Raw genomic sequence first — 18,458 nt, forward strand, 5'->3', positions numbered from 1 at the left:
TGTCTCCTTCATAATATTTCAATTCTGTCTCCTGTCATAATGCCTGCATCAAGTAATCTTGTATTTCCTTGTATCACTTTTTGTTTATTAACAACTCTTATCCAAGAACCGTCTTTTGGATTTTCAGATATCTTTTTAGCCTGCCAAACAATATTGATAACTTTTTTTATAGAATGGTAGTTGGATAATCTAATATCAAAGCTTTCTCTTTGGTAATTTTTTAAATCTACGGTAATTTCTATGTACATAATCCTCACCCCATAAAGAAGGAGCACCACCTATGTATAAATACGGCACTCCTTCATTACTTACATATGCTTTATTAGCCTCTGATTTGGCTTGCAATTTGCTGATCAGCATTTTCAAGAGCTTGAGCAGTGCTATTTAATTGCTCAGAGATATCTTGAAGAAGCTGCTGCATTTGAACAAATGAAGGTCTTAATGTTTGGTATTGTTCATTGAAGGCTCTACTAGATTCACCTTCCCACATGCTTTCAAGATCTCTTATCATTGTGTCCAGACGACCAATTTGGTCCTCCACCTGGCTGCTTTCACCTGAATAACGATTTGACATATCCATTAGTTCTGCTGGGGTAACGCGAATAATTCCTGACATTTACTTCCTCTCCTAACACTTATTTATTTTGGCATCTAATCTATTTTGATTTAAGAATACCCTTTTACTGTCAAAACATAATAACCTAAGAAGTCCCGTGATAATGTTTGATCCCACGAAATTCCCTATCTATACCAATACCACATATAACCATTAATTTACATATATAAACTTAAATGTAAACAAAAAGGAAACTATTTTCCTATTAAACCCAAATGTCTACAGTATGATATACACAAAAACAACCTACCTTCACTTCATACTTTAGACTGATAAAAACTCTTACAAAAAGTAAGTGAATAGGTACTTATACATGTCATATATTTTAGGCTGATAATCATAGATTACATATTAAGTAGATACCTATTTTCAAACATATAGGAAATCACTATTTTGGTCAGTTAGCATAAGATATGTTCATATGTATAAAAATGGGGTGTAATTAAAAATGATTAGAAAAGCAACAAGCCAAGAAACAAACACTCTTCTTCATATGACAATTCAAGCAATGAATGAAAGTTCGATGGGGTTAGTAAAAAATGATCTACAAAGAGGATTAAATATGTTTGTACCATTATTAAATAGTGGGGCTTACTATATAATCGCAATCGAGCATAATCAAATTGCAGGATGGATACTTATAGGACCAGACTTTAATCCAATAAATGAGGTAAGAACTGGTACAATAACATCTGTTTATGTTTTCCCAGCTTTTCGTAAGCTAGGTATCGGTCGGCAATTAATGAATAGTGCTATAGAAGAGTTAAGAAAAGAAAGATATGCAAAGGTATTGTTAAATGTTTATACAGGAAATCCGGCTAAATCATTATATGATGATCTCGGCTTTACTGATTTATCAACAGTGATGGGAATGAACTTGTAGGAAAATTCACCAAGTATTAAATCCATGTTAAATAAATGTTAAATTTTTCAACATTTGTATTTCTATGTGAAATTTCATGTACAATGAAAAAGAAATTCACTATGGAGGACAAAGCGATGAAGCGTTTTTCTAAAGAAGAAAATAGTTGGATTTTTTATGACTGGGCCAACTCTGCGTATTCAATCATTATTTCCACTGCTGTTTTTCCAATATATTATAAAGCTGCTGCGACAGATGCAGGAGTTAGCCCTTCAGATTCAACTGCATATTTAGGATATACCATAGCAATTGCTACCTTCATTTTAGCCTTGCTAGGACCTATTTTAGGAACAATTGCAGATTACCGAGGCTTTAAGAAACGCTTTTTCACCTTCTTTTTCTCAATCGGAATTGTATTTACAGGACTTCTTGCATTTATCCCTACTGATAAGTGGTGGCTATTATTAATTTGTTACACCTTAGCTGCTGTTGGCTCAGCTGGAGCAAATGTCTTTTATGATGCTTTTCTAGTTGATGTGACAACAGAAGAAAGGATGAATCGTATTTCCTCACGTGGCTTTGGTTTAGGCTATATCGGGAGTACAATTCCATTCATAATCAGTATTGCAATAATAGTTTTAGCACAAAACGAAGTGATTCCATTATCTGTAACATTAGCAAGTAAAATCGCTTTTATCATTACTGCATTATGGTGGGGTTTATTTTCTATTCCTTTATTCAAAAATGTTCATCAAAGATATTACATAGAACGTGAGCCAAATCCTGTTTTCAATAGCTTTAAACGATTAGGTAATACACTCAAGGAAATTAAGAAATACAAGGCATTATTCTTATTTTTACTAGCTTATTTCTTTTACATTGATGGTGTCGGCACCATCATTACGATGTCAACTGCATATGGAACAGATCTTGGAATAGACTCAACAAATTTATTGATTGTTTTGTTTGTAACCCAGGTTGTAGCAGCACCCTTTGCTATTTTATTTGGCCGGCTTTCTGAAAAATTCACTGGCAAAAAAATGCTGTATGTCGGAATTTTTATCTATATAATCGTTTGTATTTACTCTTATTTCTTAGAAACAACATTAGACTTTTGGATATTAGCTATGTTAGTTGCTACTTCACAGGGCGGTATCCAAGCATTAAGCCGCTCATATTTCGCTAAACTCATACCTAAAGAAAAAGCTAATGAGTTCTTTGGCTTTTACAATATCTTTGGTAAATTTGCTTCTATAATGGGTCCACTTTTAGTAGCAGTAACAGCACAAGCAACTGGAAACTCCAGTAGTGGTGTATTTAGTTTAGTCCTGTTATTCATTATAGGTTTAGTGATTTTATCTAGAGTACCTGAACCTAAAGTATCTTAATTATTCTTTTTAAAGAGGCGATTATATTCGTCTCTTTTTTTAGTTTATTATATATTTGATTATTAATAATCAAATTCATTAAGAGGTATTGATCCCACTCATTTAGGAGAGCCTTTTTCTATTGAATCTTATCTGGAGGCATATAAATGGAAGAAACTCTAAAAGATATTCTAATTGTGTTTGGGCGAATTATAACAATTTTACCTTTATTACTATTCATAACAATTTTTATGGGTAAAAGAGCAATTGGAGAATTACCGATATTTGATTTTTTAATTATTATTACTTTAGGAGCAGTTGTTGGGGCTGATATCGCTGACCCAAGTATCCAACATATTCCTACTGCTTTTACTATAGTTGTTGTTGGCTTACTACAAAGGCTAGTTGCGAATTGGAAGATTTCTAATCGTAAAATTGGTAAGCTTCTTACCTTTGAACCAACGATCGTTGTTCAAGATGGAATTCTGCTAAAACAAAATATAAAATCGATACGCTATTCAATTGACAATATTCTTCAAATGCTGAGAGAAAAAGATGTGTTTGATATAAGCGATGTTAAAACAGCCATTATAGAAGCAAATGGCTCGCTTAGTGTTTTAAAAAGAGAGCAAAAGCAATTTTTAACATTGGAGGATATGGGTATCAAACGAAGTGTTCCATCCATTTCCTATCCATTGATATTGGACGGGAAAATTTATCACAATGTTCTACAGTATTTTGATTTGGATGAAAAATGGTTGAAACAACAGCTGTCTCAGCAAGGAATCCTGTCATCTCAACACGTATTTTTTGCAGCGATAAATGAAAATCATAATCTACATATTTCATTAAAGGATGAAACACAAATAAAAATTCCGCCTATATATCATTAAAAGAGGCTGCGACATAAGTATTTAAGCTAATGAAAAACCCGAATTATTAGGTGATATATCAATTAATCACTTGCCTAATAGTTCGGGTCTTTATTTGCTATCTTCAATAGATTTTTTGATTTTGCATACTATTTTTAAGAACTAGTTGAATGGAGCGGAAGACACAAGGGCACCTACAGGAATAGAGGAAAGCGAGTGTCTGGAGCGCAATGGAATGAACTTGTTTCTTTTAGCTTAACTTAATTTAGTATTTATTCGTCTTTTTGTATGACTTCTTTAATTATGTCCCAGCCTCAATTGGTAAACATTTTATTCATCTTTTTCCTTTTCGTTGATTTAAGATTTTTTTCGCAATAGGATAAATAATTGGTGCCCACTTCATTAATTTTTTTATGATTTTCTTCATTAAAATACCTCCTACTTTTAAAGTATCTTCCCCTTTAAAAGTAGAAGGTAAACATTATTTTATCCTACTTGTACTGTATTCTTCCCTGTTTGTAATTGATACATTTGATAATATTTACCCTTTTGATTCAGTAGTTGTTCATGACTGCCTCTTTCAACAATTTCGCCATGATCTAAAACCAAAATTTGATCAGCTTCACGGATTGTCGATAATCGATGGGCAATAATAAATGTTGTTCTTCCTTTTTTCACGATGTTCAATGCCTTCTGAATCATTGCTTCTGTTTCAGTATCAATATTTGCTGTTGCTTCATCTAAAATTAAAATAGCAGGATCATACGCAAGTGCACGCGCAAAAGATATGAGCTGTCTTTCTCCTGATGATAATGTACTACCTTTTTCGAGTACTGGCTCTTCATATTGATTTGGGAGCTGTTTGATAAATTTCTCTGCTCCTACATCCTGCAAAGCTTTATGAACCTTCTCCTTGGTTATCTCTTGATTTTCTAGGCTAACATTTGATTCAATTGTACCAGTGAATAAAAAGGGATCTTGAAGCACAATTCCCATATGTTGTCTTAACTGCTGACGTGGCAGCTTTGTGATATCATTATCATCAATTGTGATTTTTCCTCTATTAATATCATAATAACGAAACAATAAGTTAATAATTGAGCTTTTCCCTGATCCTGTATGACCAACTAAAGCTACTGTTTCACCTTTTCTTGCTTCAAAGGAAATATTTTTCAATACATCATTTTCACCATTATAGGAAAAAGATACATCATCAAACTTAACATTTCCTTCATATCTAGGAATTTCCTTCACTTCAACTTCTTCGCCCTTTTCATCAAGAAGCTGGAAAACTCGTTCTGATGAAACCCTCGCCTGTTCAAGCTGTGCTAACTGATTTACAATATCTGTAACAGGCTGGAATAAGCGGTTCAGGTAATCAACAAATGCATAAAGTAAGCCTACTGAAATGATTCCACTCCCAGAAATAGATTGACCTCCAAAGTACCAAATTAACACAACAAATGCGATATTCCGAAGAACTGCAACTAAATTATGTGAAGTTAATGAGTTCAAACTAAGTAGCTTATTCTGGTATGTGAAATGCTCTTCATTTAACGCTTCAAATTCATTTAACGTTTCTTTTTTACGTCTGAATGCACGAATAATTGTCATTCCTTGAATCGATTCATTGATCATTCCATTTATATCACTTACTCTAGTTCGGATTAAATGATTATACTTAGAAGCCATTTTTCGATAAACAATAATCCATATAAAAATAATGGGTATAAGCAGCATTGTGATAAGTGCCAATTTTACATGAAGGAAAAATAAAGCAACAAATATTCCTGTCATATAAATTCCACTTGTAAAAAAGCTTGCTAGTACCTTAACATATAATTCACGTATTGCTTCTGTATCATTTGTTACACGTGAAACAATTTTACCCGCTGGTCTGTTATCAAAATACGTAATTGGTACTCTTTGAATATGTTCAAAAACATCGGTTCTCATTTTTTGAATGATTCTATTTGCAGCTTTTTGAAGTAATAATGACTTTCCGTATTGAAAGATAGCTGCAATAAATAACAAACCAACATACAAACTTAATAGAAGAATGATTGGTGATATTTCAGGCTGATAAAATGCTAAAAGTTCCTTTTGGTTTAATTTATCTACTTGGTAAGTTTCAGCTCTTTCTCCACTTGAGATTGTTAGTGTATTACCTGATATTGAAGCCTCACCGGTGAATGTAAGGTGTTTTTCAGTTGTATAAAAGGAACGCCCTACTTGAATGATCTCCATTTCTCTTTCACCTAATGTGTCTTCCTGTGAAATGTAGTCTTCCCTTTTATAATACCGATCATTATAAGTAACTGCTGAATCGTCTTTATTCGTTACTTCAACCCACGGGCTTTGAATTCCCATCATATGGTCATCAATCATCTTTTTTGCAATAAATGGTCCTGTTAATTCTGCTGCAACTGCAAAGGTTAACATAACCAATGCTAATATAATTATTTTCTTATAGTGAAGAGCATATTGAACAAGACGTTTTCCTGTTGATGGCTGTGTCATGTTATCCCACCTCTCCATAAGAAGCTGTCTGCTGTCGATCAAATTGTTCCTTATACCATTTTCCTAAACTAAGAAGCTGTTCATGTGTTCCTTCTTCAACAATCTTCCCTTCATCCATGACAATAATCCAATCTGCATGCTGTACTGCAGACAGACGATGTGCTGTTATAAAGGTTGTTTTTTGTGCACGCTCTTTTCGAATATTTTCTATTATTTTCGCTTCTGTTTTCCCATCAACTGCAGACATAGCATCATCCAGTAAAAGTATTTCAGGATCCTTAATAAGCGCTCTAGCAATAGAGATACGTTGCTTTTGCCCTCCTGATAAAGCCACACCCTTTTCTCCTACTAATGTGTCTAAACCTTTTGGTAACACAGCTAAGTCATTATCAAAAGCTGCTAATAATAATGACCGTTCAATTTCATCCTCTGTTACATGCTCTTTACCAAATTTAAGATTTTCCCGGATTGTTCTCGAAAACAAGATTTGCTCTTGTGGAACATAACCGACCCAGGAATGAACAGTATCTATCGAAATTGATTCAAGCTTCACTCCCGAAATACTTATTTCTCCAGATCCTAATGGATATTCTCTTAGAAATTGTTTAAGCAACGTTGTTTTTCCAGACCCAGTTTTTCCAACAATCCCAACTGTTTGCCCTCTTTGTACTTCTAAGCTAATATTTTTCAAGTTATCTACTGTTGAAGATGGATAGCGAAAGAATACATTATCAAACTCAATTGAACTTGGTATGTGAACATCTATTGGATTACTAACATCCTTAACATCCTGCTGATAAGCAAGTGTTGAATTAACACGATCAAGTGATGCATTTCCACGTTGAAGAATATTAATAAGCTCACCTACAGCAAACATAGGCCAAATTAGCATACCTAAATATATATTAAAGCTGACTAACTCTCCTAAAGTGATAGATTGATTAAAAACTAGATATGCCCCGTAACCAAGTCCTATACAATAGCTTAAACCTACAAGTATCTTTATAGTAGGTTCAAATAAAGCGTCAATTTTAGCTACAGAGATATTTTTTTCATAAACATCCTCAGTCATATCGTTAAATCGTTTTTCATCAGCTTTTTCCTGTACATAGGCACGTATTACTCTTACACCAGAAACAGATTCTAAAACTCGATCATTTATATCACCGAATGCATCCTGTGCAATGGTAAACCGTTTATGAATAAGCTTTCCGAAATAACTGATAGCAATTGCCATAAGTGGTAAAGGAATTAACGCCGCTAATGTTAGCTGCCAGCTAATAGTAAAGCCCATAACAAAGACGATCATGATCATAAAGATCGTTGAATCCACTAACGTTAAAATCCCAAAACCAGCTGTTAAGGATATTGCCTTTAAATCGTTAGTTGCGCGGGCCATTAAATCGCCTGTACGACTTTTTTCATAAAAGCTCGGTGTCATCGATAACAAGTGTTTCATAAATCGATATCTTAACGTTCTTTCAATTAAGTGTGCTCCCCCAAACAGCTGGTACATCCACACATATGTGATCAGATAACTAACAACTAAAAGAACACCAAAAAATATCAATAGCTCACTTAATCGGCTTGCTGTCATTTGTCCAAACTGAATATCATCAATTGCGATTCCAATTAACTTGGGCGGAATGATATCAAGAAAACTAACAATAATTAGTAATGTAATAGCAACTGTATACCGTCGCCAATACTGTTTAAAAAACCAGCTTAACTTCATTAAAACTGAAAACATATACTATTCCTCCCTTTATTAAATACATAAACTAAATGATTAGCCACCTTTTATCCAATCTAGATCGATACGCCTTACAGTTTGATTAATCATCTTAAAAACTCCTTTCAAATTCGGTGTATTTATTGAAACGAGCAAAGCTCATAACAACCATTTGTCTTTAATTAATCATTTTTTAAAGCACAAAAAGGCATTATGCGTTACATCGCATAATGCCTATAAAAAAAGACAAAATAAAAACGCACGTCATGAACATAGTGACCTGCGTTAGCATTAAAATTTTACATGCTTTATAAAAGCGTTACTCTTCTAACGTAATAGGTTGGGGGTCACATCATCATATGAAATTTGATTAGGTAATTTCATTCGAATTCTCATTTCATAACCCTCCAATTTTTTGAATTTTTTTCCTCTGAACTAATTGTATTATTTTCCAGTATACATTGTCAACGAATTATTTTATTTGTTTAAGCACTAACCTTTCCCAAATTTTCCATGGTAATATTGTTTTTAGTAAAATGGTAAGCTTTACTCCCTTGCCAATAGGATAACGTAATGATGGTGATTTTTTATCACATATCATACTAATTAGCTTTGCAACATCCCGAGGATCACCATAGTTTGAAGCTTCTTTATTAATATGGCTTTCAAGACTTTGCATCGTTTTATAATAAGGAGATTCTCTTTTTAATGATTTTTCTGTTATTTGCTTTCCAGAACTCCAAATATTTGTTTGAAATGAGCCAGGTTCAATTAATACAACATCAATGCCAAATGGTATCATTTCTAGACGCAATGACTCACTCCAGCCCTCTAATGCATACTTAGAAGAAACATATGGTGATAGTCCTGGAAAACCAACTTTTCCACTGATACTACTTACATTGATGATTTTCCCACTTTGCTGCTGACGCATTATTGGTAATACTGCTTGAGTCAAATTGATTGCTCCAAACACATTTGTTTCAAACTGTTTTCTAAATTCATCAATCGGAATTTCCTCAACAAATCCAGCTCCTGCATAGCCTGCATTATTCACAAGAACATCAATACAACCTAAAGACTCTATATAACCCATAAGATTTTGAATCGATTGATTGACTGTCACATCTAACTCTTTTATATGTATTAAATCTCTAACACCAACAGAGGTTGCCTCATTAAGTAAATTTGTACTACTATTGAGATTTCGCATTGTCGCAATGACTGTGTAGCCTTTCTTTGCTAACTCAATAGAAGTTACTAATCCAAAACCACTAGAAGCACCTGTTACAACCGCCATTTTATTTCTCATTTTTCCTCCTTTTATCACAACTATTTAAACTGACCTTAACACCCTTGCATCAGATAGTAAATCAAATTTACAGCCTTTAATAATACAAGCAGATTACTGAATGCTTCATTAGAAAAAAGAAACAAATAAAAAGAGCGAACCATATGGATTCGAAAAATAATCCTCGGTTGCTCTTTTCTATATTCCTTATCTTTCATACTGTAAATTTAATTAAAGAAACATTCCAGCAATGGCTGCGCTTAATAATGATGCTAGTGTTCCAGCAGCTACAGCACGGATCCCTAGTTTTGCTATATCAGCTCTGCGACTTGGTGCAAGTCCACCTAATCCTCCTAGTAGAATAGCCATAGAGCTTAAATTGGCAAAACCACATAAAGCAAAGCTTACAACAATAACAGTTTTCTCAGATAACTGACCAATTTCTGGTGCAAAAGCAGAATATGCGACAAACTCATTTAATACTAGTTTTTGACCAATAAAGCTGCCTGCAGTTACAGCCTCTGCCCATGGTACACCTATTGCAAAAGCAAGTGGAGAAAATAAAATACCCAAAATTGCTTGAAGAGAAAGATCACTATAACCAAAGATGCTACCAAATAAGCCTAAGATACCATTTACTAAAGCAATTAATGCAATAAACGCTAATAACATTGCCCCTACATTTAGTGCTAATTTTAACCCATCAGATGCCCCTTTTGCAGCAGCGTCAATTACATTTACTGTTTCTGTATCCTTTTCCATCTTAAATTCTTGCGCTTTCACTTCTTCTGTTTCTGGTATTAAAAGCTTGGCCATAACTAACCCGGCTGGTGCGGCCATAAAGCTTGCTGCTAATAAATATTCGAGTGGAACACCTAATAAAGCGTATCCAACAAGCACTGAGCCTGCCACAGATGCAAGTCCACCTGTCATGACTGCGAATAATTCTGATTTTGTCATTTTTTCTAGATATGGACGCACAACAAGTGGTGCCTCAGTTTGTCCAACGAAAATATTTGCTGCAGCTGACATAGATTCCGGCTTACTAGTTCCTAATAGTTTAGATAAGCCTCCACCTACAAATTTGATAAACAATTGCATGATGCCAAGATAATATAAAACAGAGATTAATGAAGAAAAGAAGATAATAATCGTAAGAATTTGAAAAGCAAATACAAATCCAAATTCTTCAACATTTGCAGCTGGTCCAAACACGAAGGAAATCCCTTCATTAGCATAATTTATAATATTTTGTACGACCGTTGTCATCCATTTAAGTAATTCTCTTCCCGCTTCCCATTTTAATACAATAAATGCAAAGGTAATTTGAATGGCTAAGCCTCCAAAGATTGTGCGATAATTTATCATTTTCTTTTTACTAGATAATAAAAATCCAATACCTAAAATAGTTAATATACCAAAGATTCCCCATAATACGTTCATGAATGTCACCTCTTAGAAGTTTTTTTGAATAAGAAAACGCTTACTAATTGTCAGTCGTCAGACAACCATTTGATATTAACAAATAGTTTCGGTTATGTAAATGGATAAATTTTCACTACCTCTAAAATCGATTATAATATTACTCCTTCTAGCATTTGCTTCATTGTCATTCTTCATACAACGTACAAATTCTCTTACATATGTAGAATTGAAATCTTTCAATTAACCTATTTTAAATGTAAAGAATTACTTTCTAGAAGCAAAAAAACAATCTAGGTACTGGTGAATGAAATCCATTAGAAATAGAAGAATTTTATAAATGTCGAAATTCCACGTTTAGTGTCATTCTATTTAAGGTAATGAACTAATATACTACTAAAGGAGGAATTGATCATGAAGAAAACTTCAAAAGTATTAGTACCAACTTTAGCATTAGGTATGGCGTTCGGAGCAAGTGGATTGTCAGCAAATGCAGCAACGGAAACAATTGAGCCCGGTGATACTCTTTGGGGCATCGCTCAAGAAAACAATGTTAGTGTTGAGCATTTAATGGATTATAATAGTAACTTAGATCCATATGCACTCCCGGTCGGCACTGAGGTTCAATTAGGCTCGAATAATCATTCAGATAGTTCACAAAATGGAGAAATCGTTACGCACACCGTTCAACCAGGAAATACACTCTATGGAATTGCACAAACGTATGACGGGGTTTCGGTAGATGACTTACATCAAATGAATGAAGGTATTGATCCTTATAATCTAACAATTGGATCAGAGGTAACTGTTGTTGGTGAAAGTTCAAATAGCAATAACAATAGTAACGAACATGCAAACTATGTACATCATACTGTCCAACCAGGAAATACGTTATATGGAATAGCAAGTGTGTATGATGGGGTAACAGTAGATGAAATAATGGATGCTAACCCAAATGTTGATCCTAGAGCATTAACAATTGGTTCACAAATTGCCATTCCTTTAGACTAATCTATTGAAAAAAGAGTACTTTTCATTGCTAGAGTTCCAATTCGGAATGTAATAAATAAATCAAATAAAAACGTGAATTCACTTTGAATTCACGTTTTTATTGTTTAAATATTTTTGATATTCTCATTTAACCATTTCTCTAATTAATTTACGATTTCTGTCTTTAAAAATTTCATTATGAGAAGAAACCATTCCTATCGCTGTAGCTTCAGGTTGAATAAACAATTTTGCTTTATTAACAGCATTTGCTGCATCCTGAAAAGCCCCCGCAATCAAATTAAGTTTTCCATCATGCTTTAAGATATCTCCAGCAGCATATATTCCCTCTACAGAGGATTCACTTGTTGTAGTGCCTGTAATATAAAAGTTATCCGTTAAATCTAATTTCACTTCACTATTCTCTAAAAGTGAGGCATCACGTTCATAGCCATGATTAATGATAACTTCATCGATTGGCAAGTAGGTAATGTCCCCAGTTTCAAGATTTGTTAATTCAACTTGTTCGATTTCCTCATGATTATCAGAAGCCATTAATTTTGTAATGGAAGTTTGTAAAAAACAATGTGCCGAACTATTTAAAAGCTGTGTGACTTGAGCTTCATGGCCAGACAGTGCTGGTTTTCTATGCGTTAAATAGACCTTTTTCGCAATTGGCTCTAGTTCATTGGCCCAATCTATAGCTGAATTACCTCCACCAGAAATAATAACCGTTTTATCTTTAAAACGTTGTAATGATTTCACTGTGTAATGCAAATTAGCAACTTCATATTTCTCAGCACCCTCAATTTCAAGCTTTTGAGGATTTAAAATCCCGCCACCAACAGCAACAATAATGGTTTTAGAATAATGCTTCATACCAGAAGAAGCTAATAATACAAAAGTTCCATCTTCATTTTGAGAAATTGACTCAATCTTCTCATTTAATACAACAGTAGGATCAAAGGTTAAACCTTGATCAACAAGCTGTTTAATTAAATTTGAGCCTAAAATTGGGGTCTGACCCCCAATATCCCAAATCATTTTCTCAGGATATACATGAACCTTACCACCTAATTGTGGTTGATATTCTATTATTTTTGTTTTCATTTCTCTAAGTCCACTATAAAAGGCTGAATAAAGACCTGCGGGGCCTCCACCTATAACTGTAACATCGAATAGTTCATGCTCCATATCATTCCACTCCTCATTTATACAGCTAATGATTATCATTCTCATTAAAATATACAACGATTCCTTATATATTACAACGATTGTTTTCATAATGATTATTATTTTAGGTGCATAACTCTCCCACTATTCTTTCATTTTCTCTAGTTGTCCCTTACTTTTGTAAGTAACTTATATGATCTAGATTTATAAAGATTTCCTCTGAAAATCGCTTTTAATTCCCAAATAAATCCATTATAAAGTTGACAACACAAAAAAGAAATTATAGTATTTAATTATCAGTAATGATAATCATTTTCAATTAATGAATAAAATTGGAGGTACATAATGGTTCGCCTATATACAAATCAATTACAAATAGGCTATGGAGAGCAACTTATTATAAAAGATTTAAGTGTAGAAATTCCCGATAAGAAAATAACGACGATAATTGGGTCAAATGGTTGTGGAAAATCTACGTTGCTAAAAGCCATTACGCGTATTATTCCACATCAAGCTGGCTCTGTTCTTTTAGATGGCCAAAACATTACGAGAGAAAACACAAAAATACTTGCAAAAAAAATGGCTATTCTTCCGCAAACACCTGAAAGTGCTAGCGGGTTAACTGTTGGTGAGCTTGTATCATATGGGCGTTTTCCATATCAAAAGGGATTTGGTCGATTAACTAAAAAAGATTATGATGTAATTGACTGGGCACTTGAAGTGACTGGGACGAAGGATTTTAAATTTCGCTCTGTTGATGACCTTTCAGGTGGTCAAAGGCAACGGGTTTGGATTGCGATGGCACTTGCCCAAGAAACAGATATCATTTTCCTTGATGAACCAACAACATACTTAGATATGGCCCATCAACTAGAGGTTCTCGAGCTATTACAAAAGTTAAATGTTGAACAAGAACGAACAATTGTAATGGTCCTTCACGATTTAAACCAAGCTGCACGCTTTGCTGATTACATTATCGCTCTAAAGGATGGTCATATTGTAAAAGCTGGTGATTGTGAAGAGGTTATTACTCACGAAGTACTTAAAGAGGTTTTTCATATTGATGCTAAAATAGGAAGAGATCCTCGGACGACAAAACCGATGTGCATTACTTATAATTTACTACAGGGAGAAACACAAAATAAAGAAACGATCTATTCTACTGTTGGTATTTAGAGCTGTTTTTCTGATTGAAATAATGTCACTAGACTTGATACAGGGCTGTTTCCTTTAAGTTACTAATAGCAACTATATTTACGAAAAACAGCCCTGATGGTTTTGTGAATTCTAAGAACAACCTATATCAAACAAGCTCTTTTTTCTCTAACACTTTCTTCAAAAGCTTTTTTACAAGTATTGCTGCTTTTATTTTCAGTTGAAGATTTTCAGATATTTCAACTTCATAACTTCCTAAATCAATACTACGCTTAAGCTCATCAACTGTACTACATTCTCTCTCAAATCGATTATACACACTTCCATATTGAAAAAACTGATGAGTATCACTACCACCAACAATAGGAAGATCTATCTGTTCTGCAAATTGGCTTAACTTATTTCGATAAGCACCAACTCCCTGGGCATAAAGATCTTTACCATTTAGATCTAGAGCATCTAAGCGTTGGATTTGCTTTTTATCAAGATGATATAGAGGTGTGCTTTCTCTAAATGGGTGCGCACCAATTTTTAATACATTAAATTGTTCAGCCAAGTCTATCAATTGATTAAACGGCATAAAGCAATCTTCCTTTGTATGATCCTCTAATTCTCCACGTATTGATACTATATCATGTCTATTACCCACTAACAGTATATGACCAACCTCTTTGATATCTACTTCAATTCCGGGAAATAGTTTTAAACCCTCTATATCATAATAATCCTGCTTATATTCGTAATGCTGATCAAGATACTCATAAATATCATTAAATCGCGATGTGTTAAAATGTTCAGTCATCGCTAATGCCGTTAATCCACTAGCTTTTGCTTCTTTCATCATTTCTTTAAAATAATCTGGCATAAACATTGATTTTTTTGAAATTTTTACATGGGTATGAAAATCGATTATCATCATATCCTCCTCGACATTTTAATTGTAGTAGCCCACTATAAACAAGCTAGCAACATACAGGGTTGAAAATAGTAAAAACATATAATCTTGAGTACGAAAAGACATGTGTGCAAGCTTGATTCTTTTTACTTCAGGATGGTTAAAGGCATAAAAGCTTCCTTTTGTCTCCAAAGCCTCCACTGTTGTTCTAGCTCTTTTTGATGTACTCAAAAGTAATGGATAGAAAGATAAAACAGCAATCTTCGAAAAATAAATAATCAATCGCCAATAAAAAATACCTTTCTTATCAGGAGCTTTTCCTCTCAACCGAAATGATAGAAAAATATGATGATATTCTTCTAAAAGGCTAGGTAGCATACGATAGCCATAGGCAATACAAAATGAAACCTGACCTGGCACTCCAATTGAAAGCAATCCATTACTCAACTTTTCAGGATCCATCGAACAAAAGACAGTGATACTTGCTAGTGAAATAATTGAAAGCTTTAACGTAAGAATAATTAGTGGCAATATAACAGTGAAATCACCACCAAAAAACCATGAAGCGATTAATAAATAACCTCCCTGACCCAATAACCCTAATACTAAGATTAAGATAATTAAAGGACTCACTTTTGCCATAAAGGTCGTGATAATCATAAAGACAAACATGCCTACTAAAACGGCTTGATTATGAATAAACCATGGAAAAATACCAAAATATAGATACCAGATAAAAAGTGTACGAGGATCTAATTTTGCAAGAAATGTACTGTTATTTCCATATGCTGTATTTAAAAGCTCAATCTTCACTTGTTCAACTGAGAGTTTATCAGAAAGCTGTCGTGTAAATTCCACTTACATTCTCCTTTCTCTCCATAGCTAAAACAAATTCTTCTACGGTATAGGCAAGTGGAGATATGTTTAGTTTCCTACTTAACTCTAAAATTTGTGGCGGGTTTAGTCCTGCTAAAGTAAGCAGCTCCTCATTAGTAAAAACCGATTCTCGATCTCCATCATGAATAACTCTCCCGTCATGTAAAACAATAATTCGATTCGCCCATTCTGCCACAAGCTGCATATCATGCGTAGCAATTAAGACAGTATCAACTTTATCCTGTAATGCAGCGATTAATTTCGTAATATGTTTCCGGGTGGCAATATCAAGATTTGCTGTTGGTTCATCCAATAAAATAATAGAAGGATTCATTGCAACTCCAATTGCCAATGATGCTCTTCGCTGCTGCCCCCCACTCATTAAACGGCTATCTTTATCTTGTAGCTCACTTAATTCGAATTGATTAAGTATCGTATCGACCAGTGCTTTATACTCTGCAACTTTTCGTGATTTCAAGAAAAACTCTACATCTTTTCTAACAGAATCTTCTATAAACATCTCTTCAGGGTTTTGATAGATATATGTCACAATATCAGCCATTTTTTCCGGTGAGTGTTTATGAGTATTCATATCTTTGACAAAAACATCACCTTTTTCGGGCTTCACAAGTCCTGTTAACAATCTCATTAGAGAGGATTTACCTGCACCATTTGTACCAACAAGAGCCACTAAATCTCCACTATGAAGCTCCAAATTAATATTGTTTAACACTTGTTTTCTAGAACGATTAATTGTCTTATATGAAAAATAGACATTTTCCAATGAAACAGTCGTTTTTTTTATTTCAGATTTATGATTGGTTTTTAAAAAATTTTCATTAGAAGACAATGCCTTGTTTGAGAAGAAAGTAACTGCTTCTTCAAGTGTTACAGGTATCTCTCTATCTTGTAGCTCTCCAATTCGATAGGCAGCTTGTGTCACTTGAGGAGGAAAGATATTGCTTTTCATCAGCTGATCAACTTCTCGCAAAGCAGCTTTTGTCGCTTTTTTCCAAATCACTTGTCCTTTATCCATTAAAATAGCTTGCTTACAATATTCAGCAATAAATTCAGTATGATGCTCAATCACGATGATTGTTTTCCCATATTCCTTATTAAGCTTTTCTAAAATTCTGTAAACCTCTTCAGCATGAAAAGGATCTAGCTGTGCAACTGGTTCATCAATAATTAAGATCTCTGGATCAAGAGATAGCGCTCCTGCTAAAGCAAGAAGATGCTTTTGACCACCACTAAGCTGCCATATAAATTCATCATCATGATTCTGCAAGCCGACAAGATCTAAGGCTCTCTTTCCTTTTTCTTTGAAGTTTGGATCACCATAGTTTAATGGAGCAAAGCTAGCATCCTCAAGTACCCGTGGGCAGACAAGCTGGTTTTCAAAATCTTGATAAACATACCCTACATGCTTAGATAATTCGGTCACTTTATGATCAGTTGTAAGCTTTCCATTTACCATGACCTCTCCAGAATAGTCTCCAACATAATAATGAGGAATTAGTCCATTGATTAGTTTACAGAGAGTTGACTTTCCACTACCATTACTCCCCATAATGGCTACGAACTCTCCTTTATTTATTGTTAATGATATATTTTTCAGAACTGGTTCATCTCCACCAGGATATTGAAACGATACAGAATCGATCATAATTTGTGGTGTCATCAAGAAATCCTCTTTTTTAATGGATCATCCATGTTTGATTGATTTCTATTTTTATTTTTAAGGAGAATAAGCACAGTGATAAAAGCAATAATTCCAGCAACACCTAAGCTTAACCAAATAAACCAATCTCCATATGTTTCAACAAAATCAGCTTCCCACTCTACATTAAATCCTGCTTCTGATAGATATTCGAATAAAAATGCTGAGCAAGCTAACATGACACCTACAACAATTAATCTTGGAGCAAGTACTTGTTTCATCGAATACTTAACCGTTATATCTCTTGGCTTCATTCCTAATAAAGGTTCAATTTTTCCATATAATCGTGGTACTAAATACAAAGTTGGTAATAAGGCAAATAAAATACCTGAAAATAGAACATCATTTAAAAAGGCAAAACCTTCAATGACAATTACACTTTCTGCTAATCCTGGTACTGCTTCTAGCTCTTCTACACCAATCCACACTTTTCCAATGTCGACCATAGAACTGATTGCTTGATGAATGATCACACCTGTTATGGCTGCAATTCCCACCTGTATTCTATTTTTCGGATCATTCACAAGTGAGCCTGCAATGAACATCGCCAGAGAAAAGCTAATGAATTTTTCTAATTCACCAAATCCTCCAAACTGCCCTAGCATAATTTCACCAAAAATAACTTCCCCGAGAGCTGCCCCTATTGCTGCATATAAGGGATGAAATAAGATACATAGAGTTAAAGGAATAAATGCAAAATACTCAATAGAAAATTCAATAGGACCTAAATTCACAGAGGGTACTAACTCAGTAATCATATTAGATAAACCGTATAAAGACATTGATAAAATAAACACCATCATTTTCTGTGACTGGGTAAGAACATATCTTTCACTGATTTGATTCATTTTTATTACCTCCTTTAATTCGATTACCTTTATTCTAAATCTTGGATATTAATACAATATAATTCTGTTGTAAAATACTTGTAAATTTATTATCTTTTTTTAACATTATGTAAAAAAACTAT

General features: G+C 33.9%; 17 protein-coding genes. 5 read left to right on the top strand and 12 right to left on the bottom strand.

Annotated features, from left to right (window positions below; all coding sequences use genetic code 11):
- Positions 1-8 precede the first annotated feature (8 nt).
- Complete coding sequence (gene yukD / locus FS935_RS16790; RefSeq protein ID WP_146949798.1) at positions 9-248, bottom strand: ESX secretion system protein YukD; 240 nt, start codon at positions 246-248, stop codon at positions 9-11.
- Positions 249-322: 74 nt separating this feature from the next.
- Positions 323-616: a WXG100 family type VII secretion target gene (locus FS935_RS16795; RefSeq protein ID WP_146949799.1), complete on the bottom strand. Its 294-nt coding sequence runs from the start codon at positions 614-616 to the stop codon at positions 323-325.
- A gap of 448 nt (positions 617-1,064) precedes the next feature.
- On the opposite strand from FS935_RS16795, the gene FS935_RS16800 reads away from it, so the two are divergent.
- From FS935_RS16800 to FS935_RS16810, 3 genes are all read left to right on the top strand, one after another.
- Entirely contained in the window at positions 1,065-1,499 is a 435-nt protein-coding gene (locus tag FS935_RS16800; protein ID WP_146949800.1) for a GNAT family N-acetyltransferase, read from the top strand.
- Positions 1,500-1,615: 116 nt separating this feature from the next.
- Entirely contained in the window at positions 1,616-2,866 is a 1,251-nt protein-coding gene (locus tag FS935_RS16805) for an MFS transporter (RefSeq protein ID WP_146949801.1), read from the top strand.
- A 146-nt stretch (positions 2,867-3,012) separates the two neighbouring features.
- The gene (locus tag FS935_RS16810) at positions 3,013-3,738 is read left to right on the top strand and encodes a DUF421 domain-containing protein (protein ID WP_146949802.1); all 726 of its coding nucleotides are present in this window, start codon (positions 3,013-3,015) and stop codon (positions 3,736-3,738) included.
- Between the two features lie 313 nt (positions 3,739-4,051).
- Here the strand turns inward: FS935_RS16810 and yxzF are convergent, their stop codons facing one another.
- The 5 genes from yxzF to FS935_RS16830 form a co-directional block, all read right to left on the bottom strand.
- A complete protein-coding gene (yxzF, locus tag FS935_RS24560; RefSeq protein WP_240050937.1) occupies positions 4,052-4,144 on the bottom strand; it encodes a small protein YxzF in 93 nt (30 codons plus the stop codon).
- 59 nt (positions 4,145-4,203) lie between these two features.
- Positions 4,204-6,237 carry an ABC transporter ATP-binding protein gene (locus FS935_RS16815; RefSeq protein ID WP_146949803.1) on the bottom strand — a complete coding sequence of 678 codons (2,034 nt, stop codon included), beginning with the start codon at positions 6,235-6,237 and terminating at the stop codon, positions 4,204-4,206.
- A gap of 1 nt (position 6,238) precedes the next feature.
- Positions 6,239-7,987 (bottom strand): ABC transporter ATP-binding protein, encoded by a 1,749-nt coding sequence (locus tag FS935_RS16820; RefSeq protein WP_146949804.1) that lies wholly within the window; start codon positions 7,985-7,987, stop codon positions 6,239-6,241.
- A gap of 454 nt (positions 7,988-8,441) precedes the next feature.
- Positions 8,442-9,281, bottom strand: coding sequence for an oxidoreductase (locus FS935_RS16825; protein ID WP_146949805.1), 840 nt, complete (start codon positions 9,279-9,281; stop codon positions 8,442-8,444).
- A gap of 210 nt (positions 9,282-9,491) precedes the next feature.
- Positions 9,492-10,703 (bottom strand): NupC/NupG family nucleoside CNT transporter, encoded by a 1,212-nt coding sequence (locus FS935_RS16830; RefSeq protein WP_146949806.1) that lies wholly within the window; start codon positions 10,701-10,703, stop codon positions 9,492-9,494.
- Between the two features lie 393 nt (positions 10,704-11,096).
- On the opposite strand from FS935_RS16830, the gene FS935_RS16835 reads away from it, so the two are divergent.
- Positions 11,097-11,693: a lytic transglycosylase gene (locus FS935_RS16835; RefSeq protein WP_146949807.1), complete on the top strand. Its 597-nt coding sequence runs from the start codon at positions 11,097-11,099 to the stop codon at positions 11,691-11,693.
- Between the two features lie 123 nt (positions 11,694-11,816).
- On the opposite strand, the gene FS935_RS16840 is transcribed toward FS935_RS16835, so the two are convergent.
- Entirely contained in the window at positions 11,817-12,863 is a 1,047-nt protein-coding gene (locus tag FS935_RS16840) for an NAD(P)/FAD-dependent oxidoreductase (RefSeq protein ID WP_146949808.1), read from the bottom strand.
- A gap of 324 nt (positions 12,864-13,187) precedes the next feature.
- Here FS935_RS16840 and FS935_RS16845 point away from each other — a divergent pair, with 324 nt between their 5' ends.
- On the top strand, positions 13,188-14,018 hold the full coding sequence (locus FS935_RS16845; RefSeq protein WP_146949809.1) for an ABC transporter ATP-binding protein: 831 nt from the start codon (positions 13,188-13,190) through the stop codon (positions 14,016-14,018).
- A gap of 127 nt (positions 14,019-14,145) precedes the next feature.
- On the opposite strand, the gene FS935_RS16850 is transcribed toward FS935_RS16845, so the two are convergent.
- The 4 genes from FS935_RS16850 to FS935_RS16865 are packed head-to-tail and all read right to left on the bottom strand — an operon-like array spanning position 14,146 to position 18,336.
- Positions 14,146-14,913, bottom strand: coding sequence for a PHP domain-containing protein (locus FS935_RS16850; protein ID WP_146949810.1), 768 nt, complete (start codon positions 14,911-14,913; stop codon positions 14,146-14,148).
- 18 nt (positions 14,914-14,931) lie between these two features.
- Complete coding sequence (locus FS935_RS16855; RefSeq protein ID WP_146949811.1) at positions 14,932-15,750, bottom strand: energy-coupling factor transporter transmembrane component T family protein; 819 nt, start codon at positions 15,748-15,750, stop codon at positions 14,932-14,934.
- Complete coding sequence (locus tag FS935_RS16860; protein ID WP_146949812.1) at positions 15,725-17,449, bottom strand: ABC transporter ATP-binding protein; 1,725 nt, start codon at positions 17,447-17,449, stop codon at positions 15,725-15,727. Before FS935_RS16860 ends, FS935_RS16855 begins: the two co-directional genes overlap by 26 nt.
- Positions 17,449-18,336, bottom strand: coding sequence for a DUF8171 family membrane protein (locus FS935_RS16865; protein ID WP_146949813.1), 888 nt, complete (start codon positions 18,334-18,336; stop codon positions 17,449-17,451). The genes FS935_RS16860 and FS935_RS16865 overlap by 1 nt, the downstream gene beginning before the upstream one ends.
- Positions 18,337-18,458: the final 122 nt, after the last annotated feature.

The sequence above is a fragment of the Metabacillus litoralis genome (assembly GCF_007994985.1).
GTDB lineage: Bacteria > Bacillota > Bacilli > Bacillales > Bacillaceae > Metabacillus > Metabacillus litoralis.